This window comes from Bacteroides propionicigenes (assembly GCF_018390535.1).
Taxonomy (GTDB): domain Bacteria; phylum Bacteroidota; class Bacteroidia; order Bacteroidales; family Bacteroidaceae; genus Bacteroides; species Bacteroides propionicigenes.
The window spans coordinates 194,599-217,542 of record NZ_JAHBBW010000006.1 but is presented as its reverse complement, the minus strand read 5'-3'; the positions used below and the strand labels follow the sequence as shown (position 1 = coordinate 217,542).

The window sequence follows — 22,944 nt, the reverse complement described above, 5'->3', positions numbered from 1 at the left end:
CATCCGGCAACAAAAAAAGAATAATTAAAAATGAATTAAAAATGAAAGTTTACAAATTCGGCGGTACTTCCGTCGGCACAGTAGAGAGAATGAAACACTTAGCGGAACTCATTTCAGAGTCCACACCGAAGATTGTAGTCCTGTCCGCAACGGCAGGCACAACCAATCATCTGGAAGAAATTGCAGCCAACCTGTTCAACCGCGATATAGAGCAGGCACACGAGAAAATAACCCGGATGGAATTCCAGTTCATTGACTTCGCCAACGAACTGTTGACAGACGAGTCCACAAAGCGAGAAGCAATAGATTATATTCTCGACCGCTTCCAGCGACTCTGGCAATTTATCAATGATGAATTCACCTCGATTGAAGAAAAAGAGGTATTGGCACAAGGAGAACTTATCAGTACAGCCCTGCTGCACTTCTACCTGCGGGAACGAAAGATTGCCAATATCCTGCTCTCCGCTTTCAACTTTATGCGTACCGGACCGGAAGGAGAACCGGACTTGAAATATATAGAGGAAAAACTGCAGGCGCAATTGGCACAGTATCCCGGCATCAATCTTTTTATTACTCAAGGGTATATCTGCAAAAATGCTTATAATGAAACGGACAACCTGAAACGGGGCGGCAGCGACTATACTGCATCGCTCATCGGCGCTGCCATCTGCGCAGAGGAAATACAGATATGGACAGACATTGACGGGATGCACAATAATGACCCGCGTGAAGTATCGGGAACCCGTTCCGTAAAGCATCTCAGTTTCAACGAAGCCGAACAACTGGCCTTTTACGGAGCAAAAATATTGCACCCGTTTTGCATCGCTCCGGCACGCAAGCGCAATATCCCGGTACGGTTACTCAGCTCAATGAATCCTCAGGCAGAGGGAACATTGATTTCGAATTTGCAAGACGACAATATCATCAAGGCCATAGCCGCCAAAGACAATATCTTCTACGTGAAATTCGAGTCGAAACATTGCTTATGTCCTTATCAGTTTATCAGTAAGATTTTTGATACGTTTGCCAAGCACAGAACCCCGCTTTGTTTGTTGGTTTCATCCAATCAGAATGTATCCGTCGCCATAGACAACAGCGAGCGTCTATGCAAAATCCTTGCGGAACTGGAACAATATGCCAAAATTCTGATGGAAGACCGCATGTCTATTGTATCCGTGGTAGGAAACATGCGCTGGCAGTATGCCGGTGTCGAAGCACAAATTATAGAAGCCCTGGCAGATATCCCGCTACGTATGATTTCGTATGGCAGCAATGACAGTGACGTGGCATTCGTCATTAAGACGGAAGATAAGAAAAGAGCTTTGCAGGCACTCAGCAATAAACTCTTCGAACCGGAGACAGACAAAGTCACAGGATAATACGTTCCTATACATAACGGAGAGGCTATATCAGAATGGATATTCCCCAATACCTCACTCTAATATAGCCTCAACCTGAAAACAACTAACCTGTTTTTTTATGAAAAGCGCTCTATCATTTCCATACACATGCGCCCGTTATGATAGGGGCATTTCCAGAAACCCGCCTTATCATCGGCTGTGTTTACCGTTCCGTCGGCACGAACGCTCCAATACCATTCTCCGTTTTTGTAATCTATCAAATGCTTCTTGATATACTCCCAACAGCGAGATGCTTTCTGAAGAGCCACTTCATCATCGAAATGTTGATAAAGATTAATGTGCCCCACCACGTTTTCGGCTTGCACCCACCAATGGCAATCCCGGTCTGTGGTGCCTTTGTCGGGGAAAGTCTCGTAAATCATGCCGCCCTCGGACGTCAATCCTTCATCGGCTGCGGCCGCGATGTACTCCACCAAAGGTTCCACTTTCTCCAACAGTGCTTTATCTCCCAAGACTAAAGCCGCCTCATGAATCAGCCAGGAAGCCTCAATGTCATGTCCATAGGATATGATACGGTATTTGCTCACCCAATCATCATCAAAAAAGAGCTCCAAATGTCCGGTTTGCTGGTTCAATATCTTATCTGTGAAAAGCTCTATCAGGTTACGAAGTTGCTTCTCAAGAACAGCGTCTTTCCACACGCGATAGAGATTTGTGTAAGGCTCCAAAATGTGCAAATGGGTATTCATGGTCTTGCGTTCATTCTCATCCTTGTCACTGAGACGCATATCGGAAATTTCGTTCCAATCACGAGTTAATGCTTCGCAATAACCGTTCTTTACGGAATCGAAACTATATTGTTCAATGCTTTTGAAGAGACGGATGGCATAGGTCAGCGCTTCTTCATCTCCGGTAGCACGATGGTATTCACTCAGGCCATAAATGGCAAAACCTAAGGCATAAATTTGTTTCTTGGTATCTGCAGGACGACCTGCATAGTCGAGCGACCAATATATTCCACCCTGTTCCTTGTCGTAGAATTGATCGATAATGACACGTTTGGCACGGGTGGCTGTCTCCAGATATTCGGCTTTCCCCAACAGGCGGTAAGCCGACGAGAAAGTCCACAATATGCGGGCATTGAGTACAGCTCCTTTCACAGCCTGCGGTTCCAGCTTACCTGTCCCGGTGATGCAGCCATAGAAACCACCATGCACCGAATCTGTCATTTTATCTTCCCAAAACGAAAGAATATTATCTTCCAGCACAGTACGCATCTCAAGCTGCATCTCGCTTAGTATATTCATACACATCATTTTCTTATAATTGTCTTTTGCATTCCAATTCAGTTGTTATATCTTTCATTTTCTTTTCAGTAAGCGGGTACATACTGATGAAGACCACACTCAATATCGTGCCTACCGCCGGTAGAAAACTCAGGAACATCTTGATACCGCTAATCGCTTCTTCACTTTGTACGGCATTTGCCTGAAAGCCAAAAAAGCCAAGCAACCAGCCGGTGATTGCCGTCCCGATAGCCCAACCGAACTTCTGGCTCATGGAAGAAGAGGAGAATATCAAACCGGTGGCACGATTACCGGTTTTCAGTTCCGAATAATCAGCACAATCGGCATACATGGACCAAAGCAACGGAAAGATGCTACCCGCACAAATGCTGATCAGTGCCTGAAATACAAACATCCATATCAGGTCTTCCTTATCAAACCAATAGAAAATAACGCTAAGGACTGTGGCTATAATCATAGCCCACATATAGGTATTACGCTTGCCGATGCAGTTGCTGACAGGAGCAGCTATCACGCCTATTATATTGGCAGCCTGCCCCAAAGCGAGATATAATCCACTCAACACGAATGACATACCGAAAAAGGAGACAGTTGCATAATCTTCCTCTACAACAAAATACTTGAAGTAATAGACAGTAGCGCCATCACGAATGGAGTTGAATACCAAAGCAGCCACACCCGCACCCAATAAGATCCACCAAGGCTTGTTTTTAAACAGATCTTTCAGATCTTCTTTCAACGGATTCTGTGCTTCTTTGATAGGCTTTACCCGCTCTTTTGTCCAGGCAAAACAACCAAAGAATAAAATAATACATAATATGGCTATAACAACAACCGCCATAGTCCAACCGGTCTGCTGGTCGCCCAAGTCCTTACTGTTACCACTGAAAAAGTTTACCAACGGCATAAACAGCAGCAAAGCTATAAAACTACCGATGTAGGCAAAGGTCATTCTATATGTAGAAAGTGTGTTGCGTTCTTTAGGATTAGGACTCATCACACCCAATAGAGAAGCGTAAGGGACATTGATGGCAGAATATATCATCATCATCAACGAATAGGTGACATAAGCATAAACCAACTTACCGGTCGGGCTCCAGTCCGGAGTAACAAAAGTCAGCACACCTATGATACCGAACGGAACGGCCAACCACAAGAGATAAGGCCGGAACTTTCCCCAACGGGAGTGTGTGCGATCGGCAACAACTCCGACAATAGGATCGAAAGCCGAATCCCATATTCTTGTTATCAGGAACATAGTTCCTACCACCGCAGCCGGCAAACCGAAAACATCCGTATAGAATATCATCAGATAAGCGCCGAACAGTTTCCAGAACATGGATGAGGCCATATCTCCAAATCCATAGCCTATTTTCTCTGTAAGTTTTATCATACTATGTTTATTTAGAAACAGGTTGCTGTTTCAATAATTCCAAATTTTTATCTATCAATCTCTTTAAAGTGTCCACCGATGCGGACGAACTCAGACCGTCAACAGGAGTATTCATGCAATAATCCACTAACTTATCGACAGTAGAGGTTGCAACATGCATCCGCGTATCGGAAGAAGCATAATAGATAAATACCGTTCCGTCATCATCAACAATCCACCCGTTGGAGAAAAGTACGTTGCTTACATCGCCTATACGTTCTTCCGCTTCGGGCGCCATGAAATAACCACCGGGAGCAGCTATCAGTTTGGAGGGTTCGTCCAAGGCTGTCATATACATATAAAGTACGTAACGCAATCCTGCCGCACAACCACGTACTCCATGTGCCAAGTGCAACCACCCCTTAGAGGTTTTGATAGGATGCGGCCCTTCGCCATTCTTCACCTCTTTGATAGTATGATAATAGCGTTGGTCAATAATCTTTTCCTCCTTTACTTCAGCATGCGTTATGTCATCCACCAATGCCCAACCAATACCTCCACCGCTTCCGGCATCTATGAAACCATCCTGCGGACGGGTATAAAGTGCATATTTACCATCTACAAATTCCGGATGAAGCACCACATTACGTTGCTGACTTTTAGTTTTCAAGTCCGGCAGACGCTCCCAAGTTTTCAGATCTTTGGTACGGGCAATAGCTGCCGTAGCCGTTGCAGAAGACAAATCTCCCACTGGAGCTGTGTCATCGTGCCGTTCCGCACAGAAAATACCATATATCCAACCGTCTTCATGGGCTGTGAGACGCATGTCGTAAATATTAGTTGCCGGAACAATGTCTTCAGGCATCATTATCGGATAATCCCAAAAACGGAAATTGTCAACACCATTCGGACTTTCGGCTATGGCAAAGAATGATTTACGATCGGCCCCTTCCACCCGAACCACCAATAAGTACTTATTGTTCCATTTTATGGCACCGGAATTCATCGTGGCATTAATGCTGATTCGTTCCATTAGATAAGGATTACTGTTTTCATCCAAATCGTATCGCCAAAAGACAGGGGTGTGCGCGGCGGTTAGTACAGGATATTTATAGCGGGTGAATATACCGTTGCCACCCTTTACTGGCTCATTTTCTCTTGTTATCAACTCCTCATGTCCTTGAATGAGTTGTTTTATCTTATCATTAAGAATTCCCATATTGATGATTTTCTTATTTATATAAAGAATTTACATCCGCTGCAAATAAAGTTTTAGGGTCTTTATAGAACTCCACAAAATCATTAGCAGAGACTTGCCCTGGATAAGGAGCATAGAAATGAGTTACGCGCTCACGAGCATTGCGCCAAACTAGCACATAAGCTATCGGATACTTCTCTATGACAGGTAATAAAGTTTCAGTCCACCATTTCGAATCGGGAATACCCTCATATCCGGTTTCAGTGATAGCAATTACTTTATTGTGTGTTTTACCGATACTATCTATAATGGCAAGCGATTTTTCAAGATTAGCAATATAACTATCACGATCAAATTGATAAGTATCGAAGCCGATTACATCAACCAGTTCATCTCCCGGATAACGATTCAGGTATTGTACAGTATCTTGTGGCTCGGAACCGGGGGAGTAAGCATAAAGAGCATTATTCACACCATCTTCACGAAGAATATCCACCGTCATTTGCCAAAGTGCTTTATATTCTTCGGGAGTACAGAGCTTCTCACCCCACCAGAACCAGCTACCTGTATGCTCGTGCCACGGTCGGAAAAGTACGGGGACTTTTACTCCATCCTCTGTCTGCAGAGAATTAATAAAGGCAGAAACTTTACTTACCCAGCCGGTGAATTTCTCATGATTGCTTCCTCCAGAAAGAACAGACTTCACCACTGTTGTATCTGATACATCCCATGAGTCTCCACCTGTCAGAGGATTACGTAAGTGCCAGCTCAAAGAAGACATTCCTCCTCTTTTATATTGGTTCAGTATTTCTCGACGAATCTTACTGAACGGAACATTATCCAGACTCACTGTATCATCCAGTTCTATATGTCCCAGATCGAAACTGATAACAGCGGGATAATCTCCGCACACGCTTTTTACGTCGGAGCGTCCCTCTTCACCATCCCAACCTATACCATAGTTAGTATCATCATGATGTCCAAACATAATCCCTTTAGATGATACTTTTTTAAGGTTAGCAAGTAAATTCTCCGTTTCTGTTGTATGCATAGAAGACGAACTAAAATTTGACTGTTTCTGACCCGGTCCACATGCTACAAGAGCAGTAGTGGCCAATGTTAACGTAATCCCTTTAAGCTTATTCATTTTTATTCTATTTAGGTTCCCATTTATTTTACACGACAAAGATAGCTGACTGTAAATGGATAAACTGATACAATTTTATCTCTTTTTTGTCTTTATCTGCCACATTCATTATTATATCTCTCCACTGCCTGATAAAAAGCTTCAATATTGGCAAATGGAACTTCCGGAGGGGTATCACAACCACTTGAAATTACAAAATTCGGATATGAAGATGTGCAATTCAGAAGCTCCTCTGTCTGACGGGCAACTACTTCCGGCGAGGCCATCTTGAAAATACCAACCGGATCCAGATTACCCATAACCAGTACATCTGCAGGACAAACTTTCAGTGCTTCTACCATATCAGCCTTATTTCCAAAATGATATCCTTTAGCACCGGTTTTCAACATGGCAGGAGTACAATGTCCTGTATTACCACAGTTATGAAGAATCACTGCAAACGAATCATCTTGTACCTCTTCAATGATCTGCTTTACATATAATGAAGAATACTGAAAACAATCTTCATCAGAAAGTAATCCCGCCGCTGGCTCTGCCATTACGACTCCGGCCACTCCTGTTGCCTTTATTGCCTGACAATAACTAAGAAGGAATTCCGTGCATTTTTCAAGTAATAAAGTAGCAGTCTGAGGTTCAGTATATATCGCCATCATTATTTCAGTCATATCAAACAACCGTCCGGCAAGTGAATAAGGACCTATACAACCGGCAAAGACAGGTTTATTTATTCCGGCAGCAGCCATAGCATTCGCCTTCAGATACTGGGGAACTCTGGCACTATCCAAAGAAGGAATCTGTAATGCGTTCACATCTTCAAATGAGGTCAACAAACGGCCTGTAACCGTAGGAACCTCATGTTCACTCATACAGAGTTGACTCCCGAAAGCTTCAGCTTCTACAGTCAGGTCCATAATGGCGGTACATGCCATAGCCTGGGGAAAGCGCTCATTCAAAGCATGAATAGCTTGGAAATGAACTTCACCATCAGTCACGGCATCCAGTACTTTCTTACCTAATAATTCAATACCCGGATGAGTCATGATAGGCATAGACAAACTTTTATCAGAAGTAATTATATCTTCAATCCATTTTGATATATTCATGGCAATCACTTTTTTAATTTGTTTCTATTCTTATAGCAGTCTGCTTTGCCACAAAGCTCACAGCCATATTTACGTTTCACGATTCTCTCACCTACAGCAATTACTCCACTTACCGATTTAATGGGAGACATTAGAGAGGACTCACTCAACCGAACTCCACAAGGTTGTTCCGGCAGTAAAGAAAATAAAAACTTTTGCTGTGTCACATGCCAACCGCAATATCCCGGACTATACGGATGACTTACACCATATCCCAGTGGCAAAACATGGTTTTCAACTTTACTACACACTTCGCGTACAACTGCCTCCGCAATTGCAGAGCCCAAGGAATCAAGCAAAAACTCCTGCAAAATATCACCGGAAGATTTTACTTCATGCTGGAACTGTTCGAACTCCTGTCCGGCAGTAGCTATAAACAATACATATCGGTCAGCATCCAACAAATAGGGAGTAATAACTGCACCGGTATGTAGCTCCACACCACCTATGCCTATATGATTATTAGTTGCCAGACTGGCTTCAAAAAAAGCATAAAGGCAACGTGGACGACATCGAACAGCAATCTCTTTTTTCAAAAGATCAAGTTGCTTTAGCATCTCTTCATTCGGGACATAACCAACTCCCATTGAAAGATAAATATCTTCCGAATTAAGTTGAAGTGCATTCCAAGGTAGCTCGTATTGATAAATCTCCCTATCCATCATAAGATTCTTTTCAAAAATTAATTTGCAGCAATGAGTTTCTTGGCCATTACAACAGCAGCGTTGGCATTACTGGTATATGCATCGGCACCTATTGCTTTTGCAAAAGCATCATTCACAGGAGCTCCTCCAACCATAATCTTCACCTTTCCTTTCAATTCGGAAGCTTCAACGGCTGCAACTACTTCCTTCATATAGTTCATGGTCGTGGTAAGTAGAGCCGACATACAAATAATATCCGCCTTATTCTCCAGAGCAGCACTGATAAATTTATCACTCGACACATCAACTCCCAGATTAATAACTTCAAAGCCACACCCTTCAAACATGGAAGCTACAAGATTCTTACCGATATCATGCAGATCTCCTTTTACAGTACCTATCACAATCTTCCCAATATAAGAATCGACTTGTCCCTGCATCAAAGGTTTCAAGACATCCAAAGCGCCACGCATGGCACGGGCACTCATCAGAAGATTCGGAACAAAAACTTTACCTGCCTCAAAACGACTTCCGATTTCCTCCATCGCTTTAATCATGTATTGGTTTATAATTTCATGAGGAGTCATTCCTTCTTCAACTGCTATTTTGGTTACTTTTACTGCATCTTCCAGTTTACCTACCAAAATTGCATCATATAATTCATTCAGATTATTCATCATTACTTTTCTATATTTAGGTTATTAATTTCTAAGACTTTTCAAAGTATCAAATAAAGCAACTACATTTTCAATCGGAACATTAGCCTGTATATTATGCACTGCATTAAAAATAAAACCTCCATCACGCCCCAGGATCTCACACTGTCCTATCACATGGCGACGGATTTCATCGGGAGTACCAAAGGGCAATATTTGTTGCGTATCGATTCCCCCACCCCAAAAAGTGAGTTGAGAACCAAACTCTTCCTTCAGCCTATGTGAATCCATATCTTTGGCATTAATCTGTACCGGATTGATAATATCGAACCCCGCCTCTATCAGACCCGGAAGGATAGGAATAATAGCCCCACATGAATGTTTGAAAATTTTCCATGTAGTATGCTGATGTATCCAGTCATTCATACGACGATAATGAGGTAACCAAAGTTCTTTGAACGTATCAAGAGAACAGAACTGAGATTCCTGAGAACCGAAATCAGTTCCACAAGTCAGTACAACATCGACTTTATCTCCCAATGTATTCCAAAGTTTTTCATAGTTGGCTATCGCGATATCAATCTCTTTCTCAAATACCTGATGGAGATAATCCTGACGCATAGCTGTCGACATATACCATTCTACGACACTACGGATACCTTTCGGTTCTTTCAATCCCATACCCGGAACAAATGCTACATCCCCTAAAGCCGTCCCTCCAAAACTGGCAACTACGGCTTTTCCTGAACCAGACACCTTATCCACTAGTTCTTTATAGTAAGCAAGATCAGCATCCGTCAACAATGTAAACTCTTCAACATTATCTTCGGGATTCAATTTTTCTTCATCAATAGATTGCTGTCTTTCAATGGCATTGATAAAATAACATCCTTTGGGCATCACAGCACTGGGAGGATATGTTTTATCACCACCGGCATAAACATAAACATCTCCCTGGCTATCCGGCGTAAGATCCATACTCAAAGGAACTAATACACGCTGCCCCCACGGAGTGACCTGTTCATGAAGTTGTGTGGTATCCAGATCAAATATATCCTTCGCTCCACCAATACCTATACAATCTACTCCCAACAGTTCTACAAGTTCCTCATCAACTTCACCCAACATTTGAAAAGCATCCACTATTTTCACAGGCTTAGATTCCAATCCATAATGATTTCGTAAAGCTTCTACAATACGGCAATGAATACCTGTCACTGCGGTAGAACCAAAATCTACCGGAACATAATCAGTATTCTGATGATTCAGTGCCTGGAGCACTCTATCTCTTGATTTACTCATGATATTTACATTTTAAAAGTATATCTTTTGGTTATCTCAATTTCTTTTTGCTGATAAATTTGTTCAGAAGAACCACCAAGCATCAATGTAAAACGACCGGGTTCTACAGCCCACTCTTCATTTTGCATATAGAGTGCCAGTGATTTCTTATCTAACCGGAATGTTATTTCCTTTGTCTCACCAACTTTCAAATGTATCCGTTGAAATCCACATAACTGCTTAAAAGGAGTAGTAAAACTAGCCACTTCATCACGAAGATAAAGTTGAACGACCTCATCTCCATCCCGTGAGCCTTCATTCCGTACCTTCACTGAAATATTTACCAGGCAGCTATCTTCTGCTTCTACAACCTCCGCCTTCAAGTCCGAATAATTGAAAGATGTATAGCTGAGTCCATAACCAAAAGGATAGTGAGGTGTACCCTCTTCTTCTATGTATTTACTGCGGTTTCCTTTCCGTTTTGTATTATAATATACCGGAAGCTGTCCCACAGAGCGTGGTACTGAAATAGTCAAGTGCCCGGCTGGATTATAATCACCGAACAATACATCGGCAACTGCATTTCCTCCTTGCATACCCGGATACCAGGCGTCAACGATAGCATCGACTTCTGCTTCAATATCTTCCAGTAATAAGGGGCGCCCTTTAATCAATACCAATACAATAGGTTTATTCAATTTTCCCACTTCTCGTATCAGTTCCCGCTGTCTTCCCAGCAACTCAAGAGTAGAACGGTCATAGCCCTCTCCACTCTCCATATCACTGATATGACTATCAGGGACTTTTGCTGCACCCGTTTCTTCATACTTTGAAGAATAATCACGGGCACTGGAACCACCCATCACCATTACAACCACATCCGACTGCCGGGCTGCTTCTATTGCTTCCTGAAAACCCGATTTAGAAGAATCACGCACAGCACACCCTTTAGCATATATAATATGTGTATCATTGGAAACTTTCTGACGGATACCATCCAATACCGTAACTACCGAAGACTCACTTTGAGGTGCCGTATAATCTCCCAGCATATTGTATATATTATCAGCATTCGGACCAATAACCGCAATAGTCTTCATCTTTTTATTCAAAGGGAGCAACTCATTCTTATTCTTTAATAAAATGATGGATTGACGAGCTACTTCACGAGCCAATTCCAGATGTTCTGTTGATGCCACGACTTGTTCCGGTTCCCGCTCATCAACAAAAGGATGATCAAATAAACCCATATGGAACTTTAGAGCAAGTATCCGGCTGACAGCTTTATTAATCACAACCTCCTGCACATCTCCCCTTTTTACGGCATTTACCAATTGCCCGGCATAAACATTTGTTCCTAAATCACTATCCACACCCGCATTTACAGCTTTCACTGCTGCCTCATAATCCGTATCTGCAACTCCATGTTCCCGAAGCCCTCCGATTGCATAAAGATCAGAAACGACAAAACCTTTAAATTGCCAACGTTCTTTCAATAATCCGGTTAATAAATTAGAATTAGCTGTACAAGGAATACCATCGATTTCATTATAGGAGCTCATCACAGACAATGCTCCGGCAGCAACTGCTTCCCGGAAAGAGGGATAAATAGCTTCTTCCATTTCCCGATTACCAACATGGGCACTTCCTCCATTATGTCCGCCTTCTGTCCAGCCATAAGCTGCAAAATGTTTTAAAGTAGCGATTACTTTACCTTTAGTTCTTGGAAACTCACCTTGGAAACCTTTTACTAAAGCAGCCCCCATCACGCCATTGAGATAAGCATCCTCACCATACGTTTCTTCTACCCTGGACCAGCGGGGATCACGAGCCAAATCAAGTACCGGACCATAACCGATATGCGCTCCCTGTGCACTTGCCTCAGTAGCAATAGCACGCCCCATTCTTCTGATTAACTCAGGATTACAGGTACTAGCCTGCCCAATAGATGTCGGAAATACAGTTGTTCCGATAGCCATGTGTCCATGCGGACACTCTTCTGCCAAAAACAGGGGAATTCCTAAACGCCCATGTTCAATTGCATATTTTTGAAGCATATTTGAAGCCTTGGCTGCCAATGCAGGAGTTAACCCGGTAGTCAACGTACGTTGTGTCCATGGGTCAGCACGCATAAATCCCCAAAGCGAACCAGTGTGATACTCTTCAATCTCCCGAACCAATTGCTCAGTCAGGCGGATTGTATTCCCTTGGCGCTCATACATCGGCCATCCTAAAGAAGTAAGCATCTGGCCGACTTTCTCTTCTAGAGTCATCTGAGAGAGTAAAGCACGGACACGTTCTTCTACTGCAAAAGCAGGATTCTCATAGATATCAAGATGGCCGTTCTTATTCAAATCATAGTAGGATATTCCTGTTTTTTTATCTTTCTTCGGCTTAATATAATCTGCTCCTATTAATTGTCCAGATACCATCAAGCCTAACAAAACTGAGCATATGACTTTCTTTTTCATTTCATCTGAGTGTGATTTGGTTTATTTCATTCACAATATCCGCAACAAGCTTCACTGTAGTGTCGGTATCATATACAGAATTCAACCCCTGTTCTTCTTGTCCCGGATCCCCCATATAGTCGTCTCCTTTTTGCCAGAAAAGATGTTGTGGTTGTGCAAATCCTCCCCAAGCCCAGAAGTTGCATCCTTGAAATACACTTTTTTGTATAGCATGTTCTTTTACTATTTCAAAAATTTCTTCATAGTACCGGTCTCTCAGAACAGTAGAACTCTTCCTATCAAACATCACGCTATCTCTCGGCAGTCCAAATTCTTCAAGAACTAACGGTTTATTCATTTTTTGTGCTTCCGCAACATGTACATCAATATATTCACGAGTATTTGCAATGGCTTTATCCAAGGTTCCCGGAATATCAGTCTTATCTATCCACCCCCAATTATTCGGCCAGATGTGAATCGTTGAATAATCTATATTGATATCCTGATGGAGTTTCACCCACAAACCCAAATCTCCTTCACAACCTGCCATACCTTCCGAACCAACGGAGATCAAGTGATTAGGGTCAATAGACTTAATAAGTGCAGCACATTCAGCTATCCATTTAGCAAAACTCTCCTTATTTTCCTCACCAAACGGACGGGGCTCATTACCTATCTGCCATGCCATGATAGCCGGATCATCACTGTATTTCAGCTTAGTATAGCGGTTGACACGACTCACCACCTGACGTACATGATTCTCAAATAATTTATGGGCTTTCTCTGATTTTGCATACTGAGCAACATAGTTTGAAAAGGCATTCCATCCTGCCACTTTAGGCATAGGTACTTCACCATGACCACTCCAATAGAGGTATTGTGAATATCCTCCGGACCACTCCCAACTGTTATTTAAGAACAATACGGCGTGCATACCTCTTTTGCCCAACTCCGACAGGAAGAAATCTAAGCCATCAAAAATAGTATCATTATACACACCGGGAGCCGTTTGAAGCGCTGGTTCTGCTTTTGTCATAATTCCATCTATTCCATCTGCGCCAACTAATACACGCAAATTAGTAATACCATTGGCTTTCATGAAATCAAGTTCTTTAAGCAGACGTTCCCGATTACCGCCTTGCCCCTGTGATCCTAATATAGCGGCATACCAAAAATTAGTGCCGATATAATAATACGGTTTATCATTGATAGAGAAACGTCCATCAACAATCTTCACAAAATTATCTGTTTGCTTAGGTGCTTTCACACATGCTCCCAACAGCAGAAGAGTGAAAAAGAGAATACTTATCTGTTTCATGGCTATTTGTTTTTTCTATAATATTATTTCATTTTGTCAGAACATAAAAATCCGGTGCTTCATCAGCAAATAAAATCAAAGAGTCTTCTTTAAACTGATAAAAATCCGATGCAGCAGGATGTCCTTTATAAGGAGCAAAACCTGACCAGGTACACAAATAATTCAACTCTACTCCTTCAAAATATAAAATATTCAGTAGTTGTGAATACCATAAAGAGTCTCTAGTCTGCGTTCCAGTCTCAGTAATAGCAGACAGCTTATTATGTTCCTTGGCATATTTAGTCAGAATGCGAGATTTTAATACGACTAAACTTGTATCTCCACCATCCGACCTAAAATCCCAATAATTATCCATACCTACTACATCCACATACTCATCTCCCGGATAGCGCTCCAAAAACTCCTTTTCAGTCGTAAATCCACAATCAGGAGAAAATGCATATAAAAAGTTATGTACTTGCAGAGAATCCCTTAAATAGGTGACAGTAAAACGGTAGAGTTCTTTGAACTCTTCTACTGTACAATGGTTCCTTCCCCACCAAAACCAATTTCCATCAAACTCATGCCAAGGTCGAAAAATAATAGGAATCAGTTCACCGGCATGATTCTTAGCATTATGGGCAAAGTCTGCAATAATCCTCAAATCGCTTTTAAATGTTTCATGACGTGATCCGCCAGGAAGAATATGTTTCACCACCTGCGTAGTATCATAGAAATTATTCCCCGTAACCGGATTATAGTAATGCCAGCAAAAAGTGAGCACATTTCCACGCTCATAAGCAGCATAAAATTTACTCTTAATATAATCCAGATTTTTCGTCTCCCAACTGACCGGATTCGTGAAATGCAGAAAATCAAAACTGGCCATGGCCGGATAAGCCCCTGTCACATCATAAGCATCACAACGATTCTGCTCATCACGCCAACGGCTGGTATCTGAATCAAATCCATCCATTTCATAATTGTGTTGTCCATATACTACATACTTTCCGGTCATTTGCTTCAGATTATGAAACAGAATAGCAGTTAAGTCGGTAGCGTGTTTATCCACTAAGCCTAATCTGGTATCTTCCAAAATCCGCTGACGAGAAGAGGTACATGCAGAAACTCCACATAGAGCAATCACTATATAAATATATACTCTTTTCATTTATAATCTATTTTAACGATTTCAGAAGCATTACTTTCCATATCATCACTGCTAACGGCCGTTACACGATAAAAGTAAGTTCCTTTCAAAGAAGTGCCGTCCAAATCTATCCCATTATCATAAAAAGAAGTTGTCTGTCCTCCTACAAATGTTATAAAGGAAGAAGCATCCGTTGCAAAATCAGAAGATTTACTACGGTAAATCCGATACATATCCACATCAGGATTTTTTTCCCACTTTAACCGATTACCGGCAGTGAGTCTTACAACCGGAGAAGGTAATTTATTACTTCCACTGCCCGTCACAATAATTGTATGGAGTCGTGCAGGTGCGTCTGCCGGATACATAGCCACATTACGGGAATCAGAGGCAGTAATATAATATTCCATTCCTTGAATAGAAAACTCTTCAGCAGGAATAGTTATCGCAAAAGCAGCTCTTATTCTATGTTTAAACGGTATCTGCTTCCACTCTTTACAACCTATAGTACGGTAATGAAGCACAGCAGAAAGATCTTCAACGGAACGATTATCAACCATAGACAGTTTTATGTTAACATCATGTCCCTGAGCAACCGAGGTCACTGGAGAAGGATTTACAATAACAGGAGCCTCATTATCGGCATCACCAGCTAAGCAATAATACGGAATACTAGCAAGACTTCTATTTCCATCCGTATCAATCACATATACTGTATAAGAGGCTTTTCCATTAAATGTATCGACATATTGATTAGCACTGACAGGTACTGATGCAATTTCCTTACCATCCCGGCACACAACAAAAATGTCTGCCCCCGGTTCTTCATTACACCATGTCACCAACGCTCCATTTTGTGTTCCTTTAGCAGTAACATGGGAAGGAGCTTTCACTCTTTGGTATTTACGTAATTTATTTATCTTCTCTACGTAATTCTGCTGTACAAAGCGGTTTTGTGTACTCATAATATTTCCAAAAGATGAAATGTCATCAATACGGTACAAGAAACTACGAGCCCAACTATCCATTTGACCCGGCAAATCAGTCCATTGGTATTTCTCAAACCCAGAATTTAGTGCAATATGGTGTTTAGCACCTGCAATACGTGCACGTAAATAAGATAAACGTTTCCTCTGCCCTAAATTAGTAACCACAGCCATGCAACTGTCAATCGTATTCAATTGCTTTTCAGCCAATTTATTAGCCTGTATTATATCGTTGAAAGAATGAAAGCTAACATAAAGAGAATAAATTCCTTTATCTATTTTAACTGGAACTGTCAAGTTTTTCCATGCCTGCCACCCTTCTGTGTTTTTCACATCAATAGAGGCAATCATAGGTCCATCAAGTTTCCCTATAGAAATAGTAATAATACCACCATTTGAGGCAGAAGCAACTCTGAGAGATATGAAAGAAACATCATCCTTAAAATGAACTTGATCATATTTCAACCAATCACCAGCCATTATATAACCTACACATTCTCCTCCCTCATCACTTGGCGCATTTTTTGTTCCTTTTTTTTCCTGAAAGTTTACTGCATCTATCTTCATAAGTTCACCATGTTTTCCGGCAAAGGATAACGACTGAATATTCATTAAAGGATAAGTATTTACAACCTCATTAAAACCCGGTGTCGCCTGACACTCTGCAAAATCTGTAGCAAATGGTTCATTTTGGTTTATAATGGCAGTAATCGGTTCAGCAACAGACTCTCCATAATTTGTTTTAGCATAGTCTCCATAAACTTTTTCCGAAGAGTTCAATTCTTCAGCTTCATACCAAGGTGCTTTACTTATATACCACATTTTAGGAGAAACTGCATCCGTTAAACGCCAAGTTAAAGCATAAAATCCTTTCATATTCTCCGAAGCTTTCTCATAAGCATGAATTGTTTCTGATAAATCCACATTATAAGGATAATAATACTGTGAACTACTCCAATCTCTCTCTAACCATGGACATCCCCAATATTCACGCTCTCCATATATATTCCCCGGTTCAAATGCTGCGGAATAATAAGATATCGGAGCACAAATAACATCTTTCGGTAGGCGAGCAACAGATTCCGCCGTCATTCCCCAACCTGATACAACAATGTGAGTTGACGGTGAAAGCCGCTTCATATCTTCATAAAAACCATCAAAAACTCTCTGCCATTTAGCATAGAAAACGGAATCTTTGCTTCCCTCTGATTGAAAACAGAACAAATAGTCCAAATATGGATATTGCTTGGCTAACTGTGCTGTTTGCGCAGCAATTACACCGCGTTCATCAGCAGATACTTGATATTCAGGAAGAATCACATCAATGTCAAGTCCTAATCCAATCTTTACTCCGCGCTGATGTGCATAATCTATCACCTTACGAAAAACGGTTTCACCTTTTTCTTTTATCTGACTATTAGTCAATGTCTCATTATGAAGTCCATAATCTGCTCCAAAATCATAATCATCATAAATTTCAGAAGCTCCAAAACGGTATTCATTAATATCCCATCCCGGACACAACCAACCATGTCCTGTTTTTATAGTCGGCATCCACCCTCTGGATAAATAGCCATTATATTCAAAATTATGAAAAGTTTCATTATGCCCACAAAAACCATTATAATTATGAATCATAATAAAATTCATACGCATTTTTGCCGCTTGATCAATAACATACCTCCAATCATTCCAGGAATAAATAGTAGCTGATTGCGGGAAATTGGTCCATGGAAGAAATCCTCTAATACGCATTTGAGGAGTACGTACATCGTTTATCACAGGAAGGTGAGCTCTCATTCTTTTTTCAGGCAAGATATCACCACTCATATAAAAACGCACTCCCAAATGATCCTCAAGCAAACCATATACTCCATAAAGTAACCCGCAAGGATCTGTTCCGGCAATCAATAAAGTACGACGACCTGCATTCTTTACTGTCTGAAGTATATACCCTTGCTCTCCTGGTTTCTCTTTTAGCTTAAGTATACCTTTCTTTTGCCAATCATCCACTAATGGATTATCTAATGTAATTAATATAAAATCTGATTTTTGATTTGCCGAGGCTGTCCTCTCGATATTCAAAAGTTTACCGGATAGCTGATAATAGTATCTCTGTAGTTCCAATGCTGCATAGTTTTCTAATGAGGTTCCACTACCTATTTGTAAAATCTGTGCTTGAACAGGTAGAACTAAAACAGCTATCAGGCAATATCCTAATAAATATTTCTTCCAATATTTCATCATCTCTTCAATTTTGTTTCAAGATAAGACTTCAAATCATTGTATTCTCTCCATAAACGCTGGTTTAAAGAGCTTAACACACCTAATTCTCCACGAGAATGAATTCTTTGCATATAAGTCTCAAACATATCTTTCACCGGAGCCGCCATAAGGCTACGATAAGCCTCTTCATATTCTTCGAACGAACTGGTCGCAACGCCCTGTCTGTCATTCTTCTTAAGAATAAATGCAGGCATCATAGCTTTATCAACCTCTCCCAATAGCAATTCAAAACGGAACATTGCAATGAAACGTTGCAAATTATCTCGCTGGCTGCCCTCTGTTTTTTTCAGGACCTGTTCAGCAGTCCGAATCAAACTTTCCCGCAGTTTCACATTTTGATCATCCAATAATCCCCATTCAGGAGTGAAGGCATAAAATTCTGGTGAGGGGACATTCCATTGTATTTGTTTAATATCCATTTGTGCCAACAGAGGAGCCAATAGTTTTGCAGCCTTATTACCCATATCCTCAGTCAGATATTCTTCATATAACTGTTCTACAGTCTTGTTGTCTGTCTTATTTGAAGCAAAATGAGCAAATGTTCTAAAATTAAAACGAGGCTCTTCCGTACGCCAGTGAATAGCAATCACCCCATCCAGATTCTGCTTTGCAGCAAGTTTCACATGATCACGCATCATTTCTACACGTGGTTGAAAATGCCAAAGCTGATGATCTCCCTCCAACCAAGGTAGTGCCCACACAGTTCTGTTCTTAGCTATATCAGACAAGAATTCAGGCTGTGGACTTTTTCCTAAATCAGGATTTAAACAACTGAATATGATATCCTTTGGCAGAGCTCTGTCCAGTCCTTTCAATAAGGAAGGTAATTGATGACCACCTCCCCATCCTCCAAGAATTACTTTTGCATTCGAACCTTTAGATTTCAAATAGTCCGATGTCAATTTCATATATTCAAGTGCCCAAACTCCGACAAAACGGGCTGCACTATCAGCTGCCTCTTTAAAATAACCTTGTCCGGCGTTATATGCTTCAGCAAAAGAAGCATTCTCCAAAGCTTTCTCTATATTCACTCCCATGAATGAGTGTTCATTCAACCATAGCCAGACATAATCAATATCAGGATAGGTTTCCAAAACATTATCAAGTGCTGCATAATGTATCTCTATCGCTATCTGACTTTTTGGATTCGGAATCATGTTAGACTCCCCAGGCCAGTAAAAACAGTCGCCCGCTACATTCAAAGAAAAATATTCAGGAGGAATTACTCCAAATTCAAATCCCATTGCCATACGTATACCACGTTCATGGGCCATGCTCAAAACATCACGCATCAATGTCTGCGATTTCTCATAATGCTCTCGTGGAGTAGAAGAAGTTACAGAAGCATCACTACCAAAAGCCTCCGCACCTTCTGGCAAAGAAAATACACGGTCAGTACCGAAAGCATAATCTTTCACTTTCATAGGTAAATACCCCCAACGTGCAGTAAGAGAATTATCAAAACAAGCTTGAGGAAGAATATCCTTATATTCTATCTTGATCATCGGTTCTACATAAGTGGCATAACGTTCTCCACCGCCAGTATAATTATGGAACCCAATAAAGTTAATTCCATTCCTCTCACACTCATCAAGATATTTCTGATAGTCTTCTATATTCCAAGATGTTGGTCCTGATAAAAAATTATGCCAAGGCAGTACCCCCCTTATTTCAAATTGGTCCTGTGCAAACAAATAAAAGGGCAAACATAACAAAATCAACAAATACTGAATTCTATAGATCATTTTTATGTTATTTAAGAAAACAAAAGAGAGGTAAAAATGCAAGAGCAGCTACCTCTCTTAACCATATACGATTTTAAGCTATTGCTTATTTTAGTTTTTCGGTACAATTCGGAAATTGTCAAAACAAATATCTGTATCCTCTGCAAAGCTATTTCCCATAACTTGTAATGTGCCAGTATTAGGCACATCCCCTTTCCAAACCTCATTTAGATCAATACTAATCGTCTGCCATTCACCATTTGTTTTAAAAGCGAGTCCAGAAGCAAAAGGTTCCCAATCATAATTAATTTGTTCAAAATAGAAACGAATCTGTCGCTTACTTAATGCTGTCAAAGTATTTACCTCAAACTTTAACTGATAATTATCTTGATTAGCCTTTACATCATCCCAATAATTAACCCCTATTTGAGCTATTGCAACAGTACCACTCCATTCCCAATCAGCAGCATCTTCTTTAGCAATTTTAAAACGTGAATAATTCCCTGTAATAGATTCAGGAACCGGTCCATTATTCACATAATTATTCCCTCCCCAACCTGTATATGGGTCATAATCACATAACATATTTCCCCTCTCATAATATCTGCCAGGAACTAATCTCTCGCCAGCTATTGGGCTAACAATTTTTATTTTAGTACCCGCTATAGCATCTTCTGGTAAATTAAAATAAAGAGTATCCTGCACAGCTCGTATAATATCCATCTCTTGATCGCCAAAGAATAATTGTCCACTCTCTGTTGTAATTTCATATAAATCAAAAAAATCACCTACAATTTTCATTGTTCCCCCAGCAGGAGTAAATTCATTATACATACCATCCACTCTCAAATCTGGAATAAAAACAGAAAGAGGAGCTGTAGTAGATTCTGTAGCAGTCGATAATGTAATTAAATTATTAACTTCAACAGGTATTACTCTAGGAATTGGAAACGTTATTTCATTTGCTGTTGTATATGCATTTGACATATCTACTGGAACATCATTTACTAGAATAGATTTAACTCCATCTAATCCTGTCCCTTGAACTATGATATATTGTGCTAAATTCGCGACTTCAAGCCCTTGTTCCCTATCTGTCACAGTTGATATTCTCGTTATACTAAGAGGGGTACAACTATTTTCATTATCCGAGCAGGAAGCAAATATTCCAAGTCCTGCAGTCATCAACATGACTAAAACATATTTTACAGTTTTCATTATTTTTTCATTTTTATTATTCTAAATACTTATTTGCAGTTACCAACCAGGATTGTTAGAATCAATCTTATCATTTGCATTAACTTCACTTGTAGGTAACGGATAGAGAAGGTTACGTTCTGTACGGCGTTTAGTTACATTATGTTCATCCATATCAATAGCATTCATTACCCCTAAATAAATTCCCCAACGAAATAAATCATAACGTCGATCTGCTTCATAGGCTAATTCACGCGCACGTTCTTCAAGAACTGCCGAACGAAATTCATCTTGATTCATATTAGAAAAAGGAGTTGCATTAGAACGAGTACGTATTCTATTAACTTGTTTGTAAGCTTCTTCAGTAGGACCGCCATTCAGTTCATTTACCGCTTCTGCATATATTAATATAATATCAGGTAAACGGAGTAATGGAAAATGGAAATCAGTCTTCGTTTGCTTCCGGTCTGTTACAAATGTAAATTTTGTCAATTTTGCCAAACTCCATCCTTCACCTTCTTTATAAACTTCCGTTCCATCAAACCTATTTCCCTCACTATCATATACCTCATGGTTTGCAACCTTATTCGCATACCATCGAGGATAATAATTATATACAACTTTACCATTCTCATCCAAGTCAGTAGCAGGATAACGATGAATAACTCCGTCTATAATACGCAAATCCTTCTCTTCAAATAATAAATACCAATGATCTCGCATTCCATACCAATTACCATCTAGCGAACCATCACTTTCCATAATGCCAACATAGTCCTTACATATTGTATTTCCAAAGTCATCATCACCACTTTTAGCTTGAGCCATCCATATATGCTCTCCCTTATTACGATTAGCAATAGCCCACACATCCATATATTTATCAAATAATGTATATTCCTCTATTACCTCCCATGCTTTATCACGTGCCAATGCATAATATGTATCTGGGTCAAACGTCTCATAACCAACTACCGTTTGTGCAATATGTGTAATAGGCTGAGGTTCTGGGAGATTAGGCGTCCCCCCTTTCACAACTACAGGAACTCCAGACAGTGCACCAGAAGCCATAGTAGCATATACCTTAGCTAATAAAGCCTTAGCAGCGCCACTCGAAGCATGTCCTTCAATAAAAGCATTATTATTTTTAGAATACATACCTTCACCTATTTTTAATAACTCTATAATATGGGTATATACATCAGGAATTGAAGCGCGAGGTTGATTCATATCTTCACCTTCAGATATTGACTTTCTAAAGATAGGAACACCTCCATAGTTTCTTACTAGATTAAAATATGCCCATGCTTTCAAAAAAGAAAGTTGTCCAATAGCATCTGTCTTACTTTCCTGAGAGATATTAGACATTGCCGAAATTTTTGATATCGCAAGATTGGCACGATGAATTAAAGTATAACAACCTTGCCACAGATGATCTTTTCCCCAAAAGCCACTAACATTTCCAGCGCCAACATTTCCAAAAGCCCAAGAAGCGCCAGAAGCATAATCACAATCCATATTTGTTAAGTACAAATAAGATGAAGGAGCAATAAAACTAGAGATAATCGTGTTATAAGTCCCTGTTAATAGTTGAGACTTCGCACTCTCGCTATCTCCCAACTGCTCTGGAGATATAAAATCATACACTTTTTCTTCTAATAAATCATCGCAAGAAAGTACTGCAAAAACAGTCCATAATAATAACATAGACTTTAATATAATATTTTTCATAGTTTCTTTAATTAA

The 22,944-nt window shown here is 40.4% G+C and carries 16 protein-coding genes; 1 reads left to right on the top strand and 15 read right to left on the bottom strand.

The features are described 5' to 3' along the window. Positions 1–41: 41 nt before the first annotated feature. Positions 42–1,379, top strand: a complete 1,338-nt coding sequence (locus KG118_RS10510) for an aspartate kinase (protein WP_117711505.1) — start codon at positions 42–44, stop codon at positions 1,377–1,379. Positions 1,380–1,477: 98 nt separating this feature from the next. Here KG118_RS10510 and KG118_RS10505 read toward each other — a convergent pair whose 3' ends face one another. From KG118_RS10505 to KG118_RS10435, 15 genes are all read right to left on the bottom strand, one after another. Next, positions 1,478–2,668, bottom strand: coding sequence for an AGE family epimerase/isomerase (locus KG118_RS10505; protein WP_199598772.1), 1,191 nt, complete (start codon positions 2,666–2,668; stop codon positions 1,478–1,480). A gap of 13 nt (positions 2,669–2,681) precedes the next feature. After that, the gene (locus KG118_RS10500) at positions 2,682–4,061 is read right to left on the bottom strand and encodes an MFS transporter (protein WP_213388437.1); all 1,380 of its coding nucleotides are present in this window, start codon (positions 4,059–4,061) and stop codon (positions 2,682–2,684) included. 7 nt (positions 4,062–4,068) lie between these two features. Beyond that, the gene (locus KG118_RS10495) at positions 4,069–5,259 is read right to left on the bottom strand and encodes a glycoside hydrolase family 130 protein (protein ID WP_117711508.1); all 1,191 of its coding nucleotides are present in this window, start codon (positions 5,257–5,259) and stop codon (positions 4,069–4,071) included. Positions 5,260–5,272: 13 nt separating this feature from the next. Beyond that, entirely contained in the window at positions 5,273–6,385 is a 1,113-nt protein-coding gene (locus tag KG118_RS10490) for a glycoside hydrolase family 26 protein (RefSeq protein ID WP_117711509.1), read from the bottom strand. 92 nt (positions 6,386–6,477) lie between these two features. Beyond that, the gene (locus KG118_RS10485; RefSeq protein WP_117711510.1) at positions 6,478–7,488 is read right to left on the bottom strand and encodes a uroporphyrinogen decarboxylase family protein; all 1,011 of its coding nucleotides are present in this window, start codon (positions 7,486–7,488) and stop codon (positions 6,478–6,480) included. Positions 7,489–7,493: 5 nt separating this feature from the next. Continuing rightward, positions 7,494–8,192, bottom strand: a complete 699-nt coding sequence (locus tag KG118_RS10480; protein ID WP_117711511.1) for a vitamin B12 dependent-methionine synthase activation domain-containing protein — start codon at positions 8,190–8,192, stop codon at positions 7,494–7,496. A 17-nt stretch (positions 8,193–8,209) separates the two neighbouring features. Further along, positions 8,210–8,848 carry a cobalamin B12-binding domain-containing protein gene (locus tag KG118_RS10475; protein WP_029429433.1) on the bottom strand — a complete coding sequence of 213 codons (639 nt, stop codon included), beginning with the start codon at positions 8,846–8,848 and terminating at the stop codon, positions 8,210–8,212. Between the two features lie 24 nt (positions 8,849–8,872). After that, complete coding sequence (locus KG118_RS10470; RefSeq protein ID WP_117711512.1) at positions 8,873–10,129, bottom strand: uroporphyrinogen decarboxylase family protein; 1,257 nt, start codon at positions 10,127–10,129, stop codon at positions 8,873–8,875. A gap of 5 nt (positions 10,130–10,134) precedes the next feature. Continuing rightward, positions 10,135–12,579: a glycoside hydrolase family 3 N-terminal domain-containing protein gene (locus KG118_RS10465; protein ID WP_117711513.1), complete on the bottom strand. Its 2,445-nt coding sequence runs from the start codon at positions 12,577–12,579 to the stop codon at positions 10,135–10,137. A 1-nt stretch (position 12,580) separates the two neighbouring features. Continuing rightward, positions 12,581–13,876: a glycoside hydrolase 5 family protein gene (locus tag KG118_RS10460; protein WP_187120046.1), complete on the bottom strand. Its 1,296-nt coding sequence runs from the start codon at positions 13,874–13,876 to the stop codon at positions 12,581–12,583. 28 nt (positions 13,877–13,904) lie between these two features. Beyond that, the gene (locus tag KG118_RS10455; protein WP_117711515.1) at positions 13,905–15,026 is read right to left on the bottom strand and encodes a glycoside hydrolase family 26 protein; all 1,122 of its coding nucleotides are present in this window, start codon (positions 15,024–15,026) and stop codon (positions 13,905–13,907) included. Continuing rightward, complete coding sequence (locus KG118_RS10450; RefSeq protein WP_117711516.1) at positions 15,023–18,238, bottom strand: carbohydrate-binding protein; 3,216 nt, start codon at positions 18,236–18,238, stop codon at positions 15,023–15,025. The genes KG118_RS10455 and KG118_RS10450 overlap by 4 nt, the downstream gene beginning before the upstream one ends. Continuing rightward, entirely contained in the window at positions 18,235–20,022 is a 1,788-nt protein-coding gene (locus KG118_RS10445) for a hypothetical protein (protein ID WP_117711517.1), read from the bottom strand. Before KG118_RS10445 ends, KG118_RS10450 begins: the two co-directional genes overlap by 4 nt. Before the next feature lie 90 nt (positions 20,023–20,112). Continuing rightward, on the bottom strand, positions 20,113–21,219 hold the full coding sequence (locus KG118_RS10440) for a glycan-binding surface protein (protein WP_117711518.1): 1,107 nt from the start codon (positions 21,217–21,219) through the stop codon (positions 20,113–20,115). Between the two features lie 39 nt (positions 21,220–21,258). Further along, complete coding sequence (locus KG118_RS10435) at positions 21,259–22,929, bottom strand: RagB/SusD family nutrient uptake outer membrane protein (RefSeq protein ID WP_117711692.1); 1,671 nt, start codon at positions 22,927–22,929, stop codon at positions 21,259–21,261. Positions 22,930–22,944: the final 15 nt, after the last annotated feature.

Bases quoted from the DNA above. Each gene is read 5' to 3' on its own strand.
- KG118_RS10505 (WP_199598772.1), bottom strand. From the start codon at position 2,668: ATGAATATACTAAGCGAGATGCAGCTTGAGATGCGTACTGTGCTGGAA.
- KG118_RS10460 (WP_187120046.1), bottom strand. From the start codon at position 13,876: ATGAAACAGATAAGTATTCTCTTTTTCACTCTTCTGCTGTTGGGAGCA.
- KG118_RS10435 (WP_117711692.1), bottom strand. From the start codon at position 22,929: ATGAAAAATATTATATTAAAGTCTATGTTATTATTATGGACTGTTTTT.
- KG118_RS10445 (WP_117711517.1), bottom strand. From the start codon at position 20,022: ATGATCTATAGAATTCAGTATTTGTTGATTTTGTTATGTTTGCCCTTT.
- KG118_RS10485 (WP_117711510.1), bottom strand. From the start codon at position 7,488: ATGAATATATCAAAATGGATTGAAGATATAATTACTTCTGATAAAAGT.
- KG118_RS10455 (WP_117711515.1), bottom strand. From the start codon at position 15,026: ATGAAAAGAGTATATATTTATATAGTGATTGCTCTATGTGGAGTTTCT.
- KG118_RS10450 (WP_117711516.1), bottom strand. From the start codon at position 18,238: ATGATGAAATATTGGAAGAAATATTTATTAGGATATTGCCTGATAGCT.
- KG118_RS10480 (WP_117711511.1), bottom strand. From the start codon at position 8,192: ATGATGGATAGGGAGATTTATCAATACGAGCTACCTTGGAATGCACTT.
- KG118_RS10475 (WP_029429433.1), bottom strand. From the start codon at position 8,848: ATGAATAATCTGAATGAATTATATGATGCAATTTTGGTAGGTAAACTG.
- KG118_RS10500 (WP_213388437.1), bottom strand. From the start codon at position 4,061: ATGATAAAACTTACAGAGAAAATAGGCTATGGATTTGGAGATATGGCC.
- KG118_RS10440 (WP_117711518.1), bottom strand. From the start codon at position 21,219: ATGAAAACTGTAAAATATGTTTTAGTCATGTTGATGACTGCAGGACTT.
- KG118_RS10470 (WP_117711512.1), bottom strand. From the start codon at position 10,129: ATGAGTAAATCAAGAGATAGAGTGCTCCAGGCACTGAATCATCAGAAT.
- KG118_RS10465 (WP_117711513.1), bottom strand. From the start codon at position 12,579: ATGAAAAAGAAAGTCATATGCTCAGTTTTGTTAGGCTTGATGGTATCT.
- KG118_RS10495 (WP_117711508.1), bottom strand. From the start codon at position 5,259: ATGGGAATTCTTAATGATAAGATAAAACAACTCATTCAAGGACATGAG.
- KG118_RS10490 (WP_117711509.1), bottom strand. From the start codon at position 6,385: ATGAATAAGCTTAAAGGGATTACGTTAACATTGGCCACTACTGCTCTT.
- KG118_RS10510 (WP_117711505.1), top strand. From the start codon at position 42: ATGAAAGTTTACAAATTCGGCGGTACTTCCGTCGGCACAGTAGAGAGA.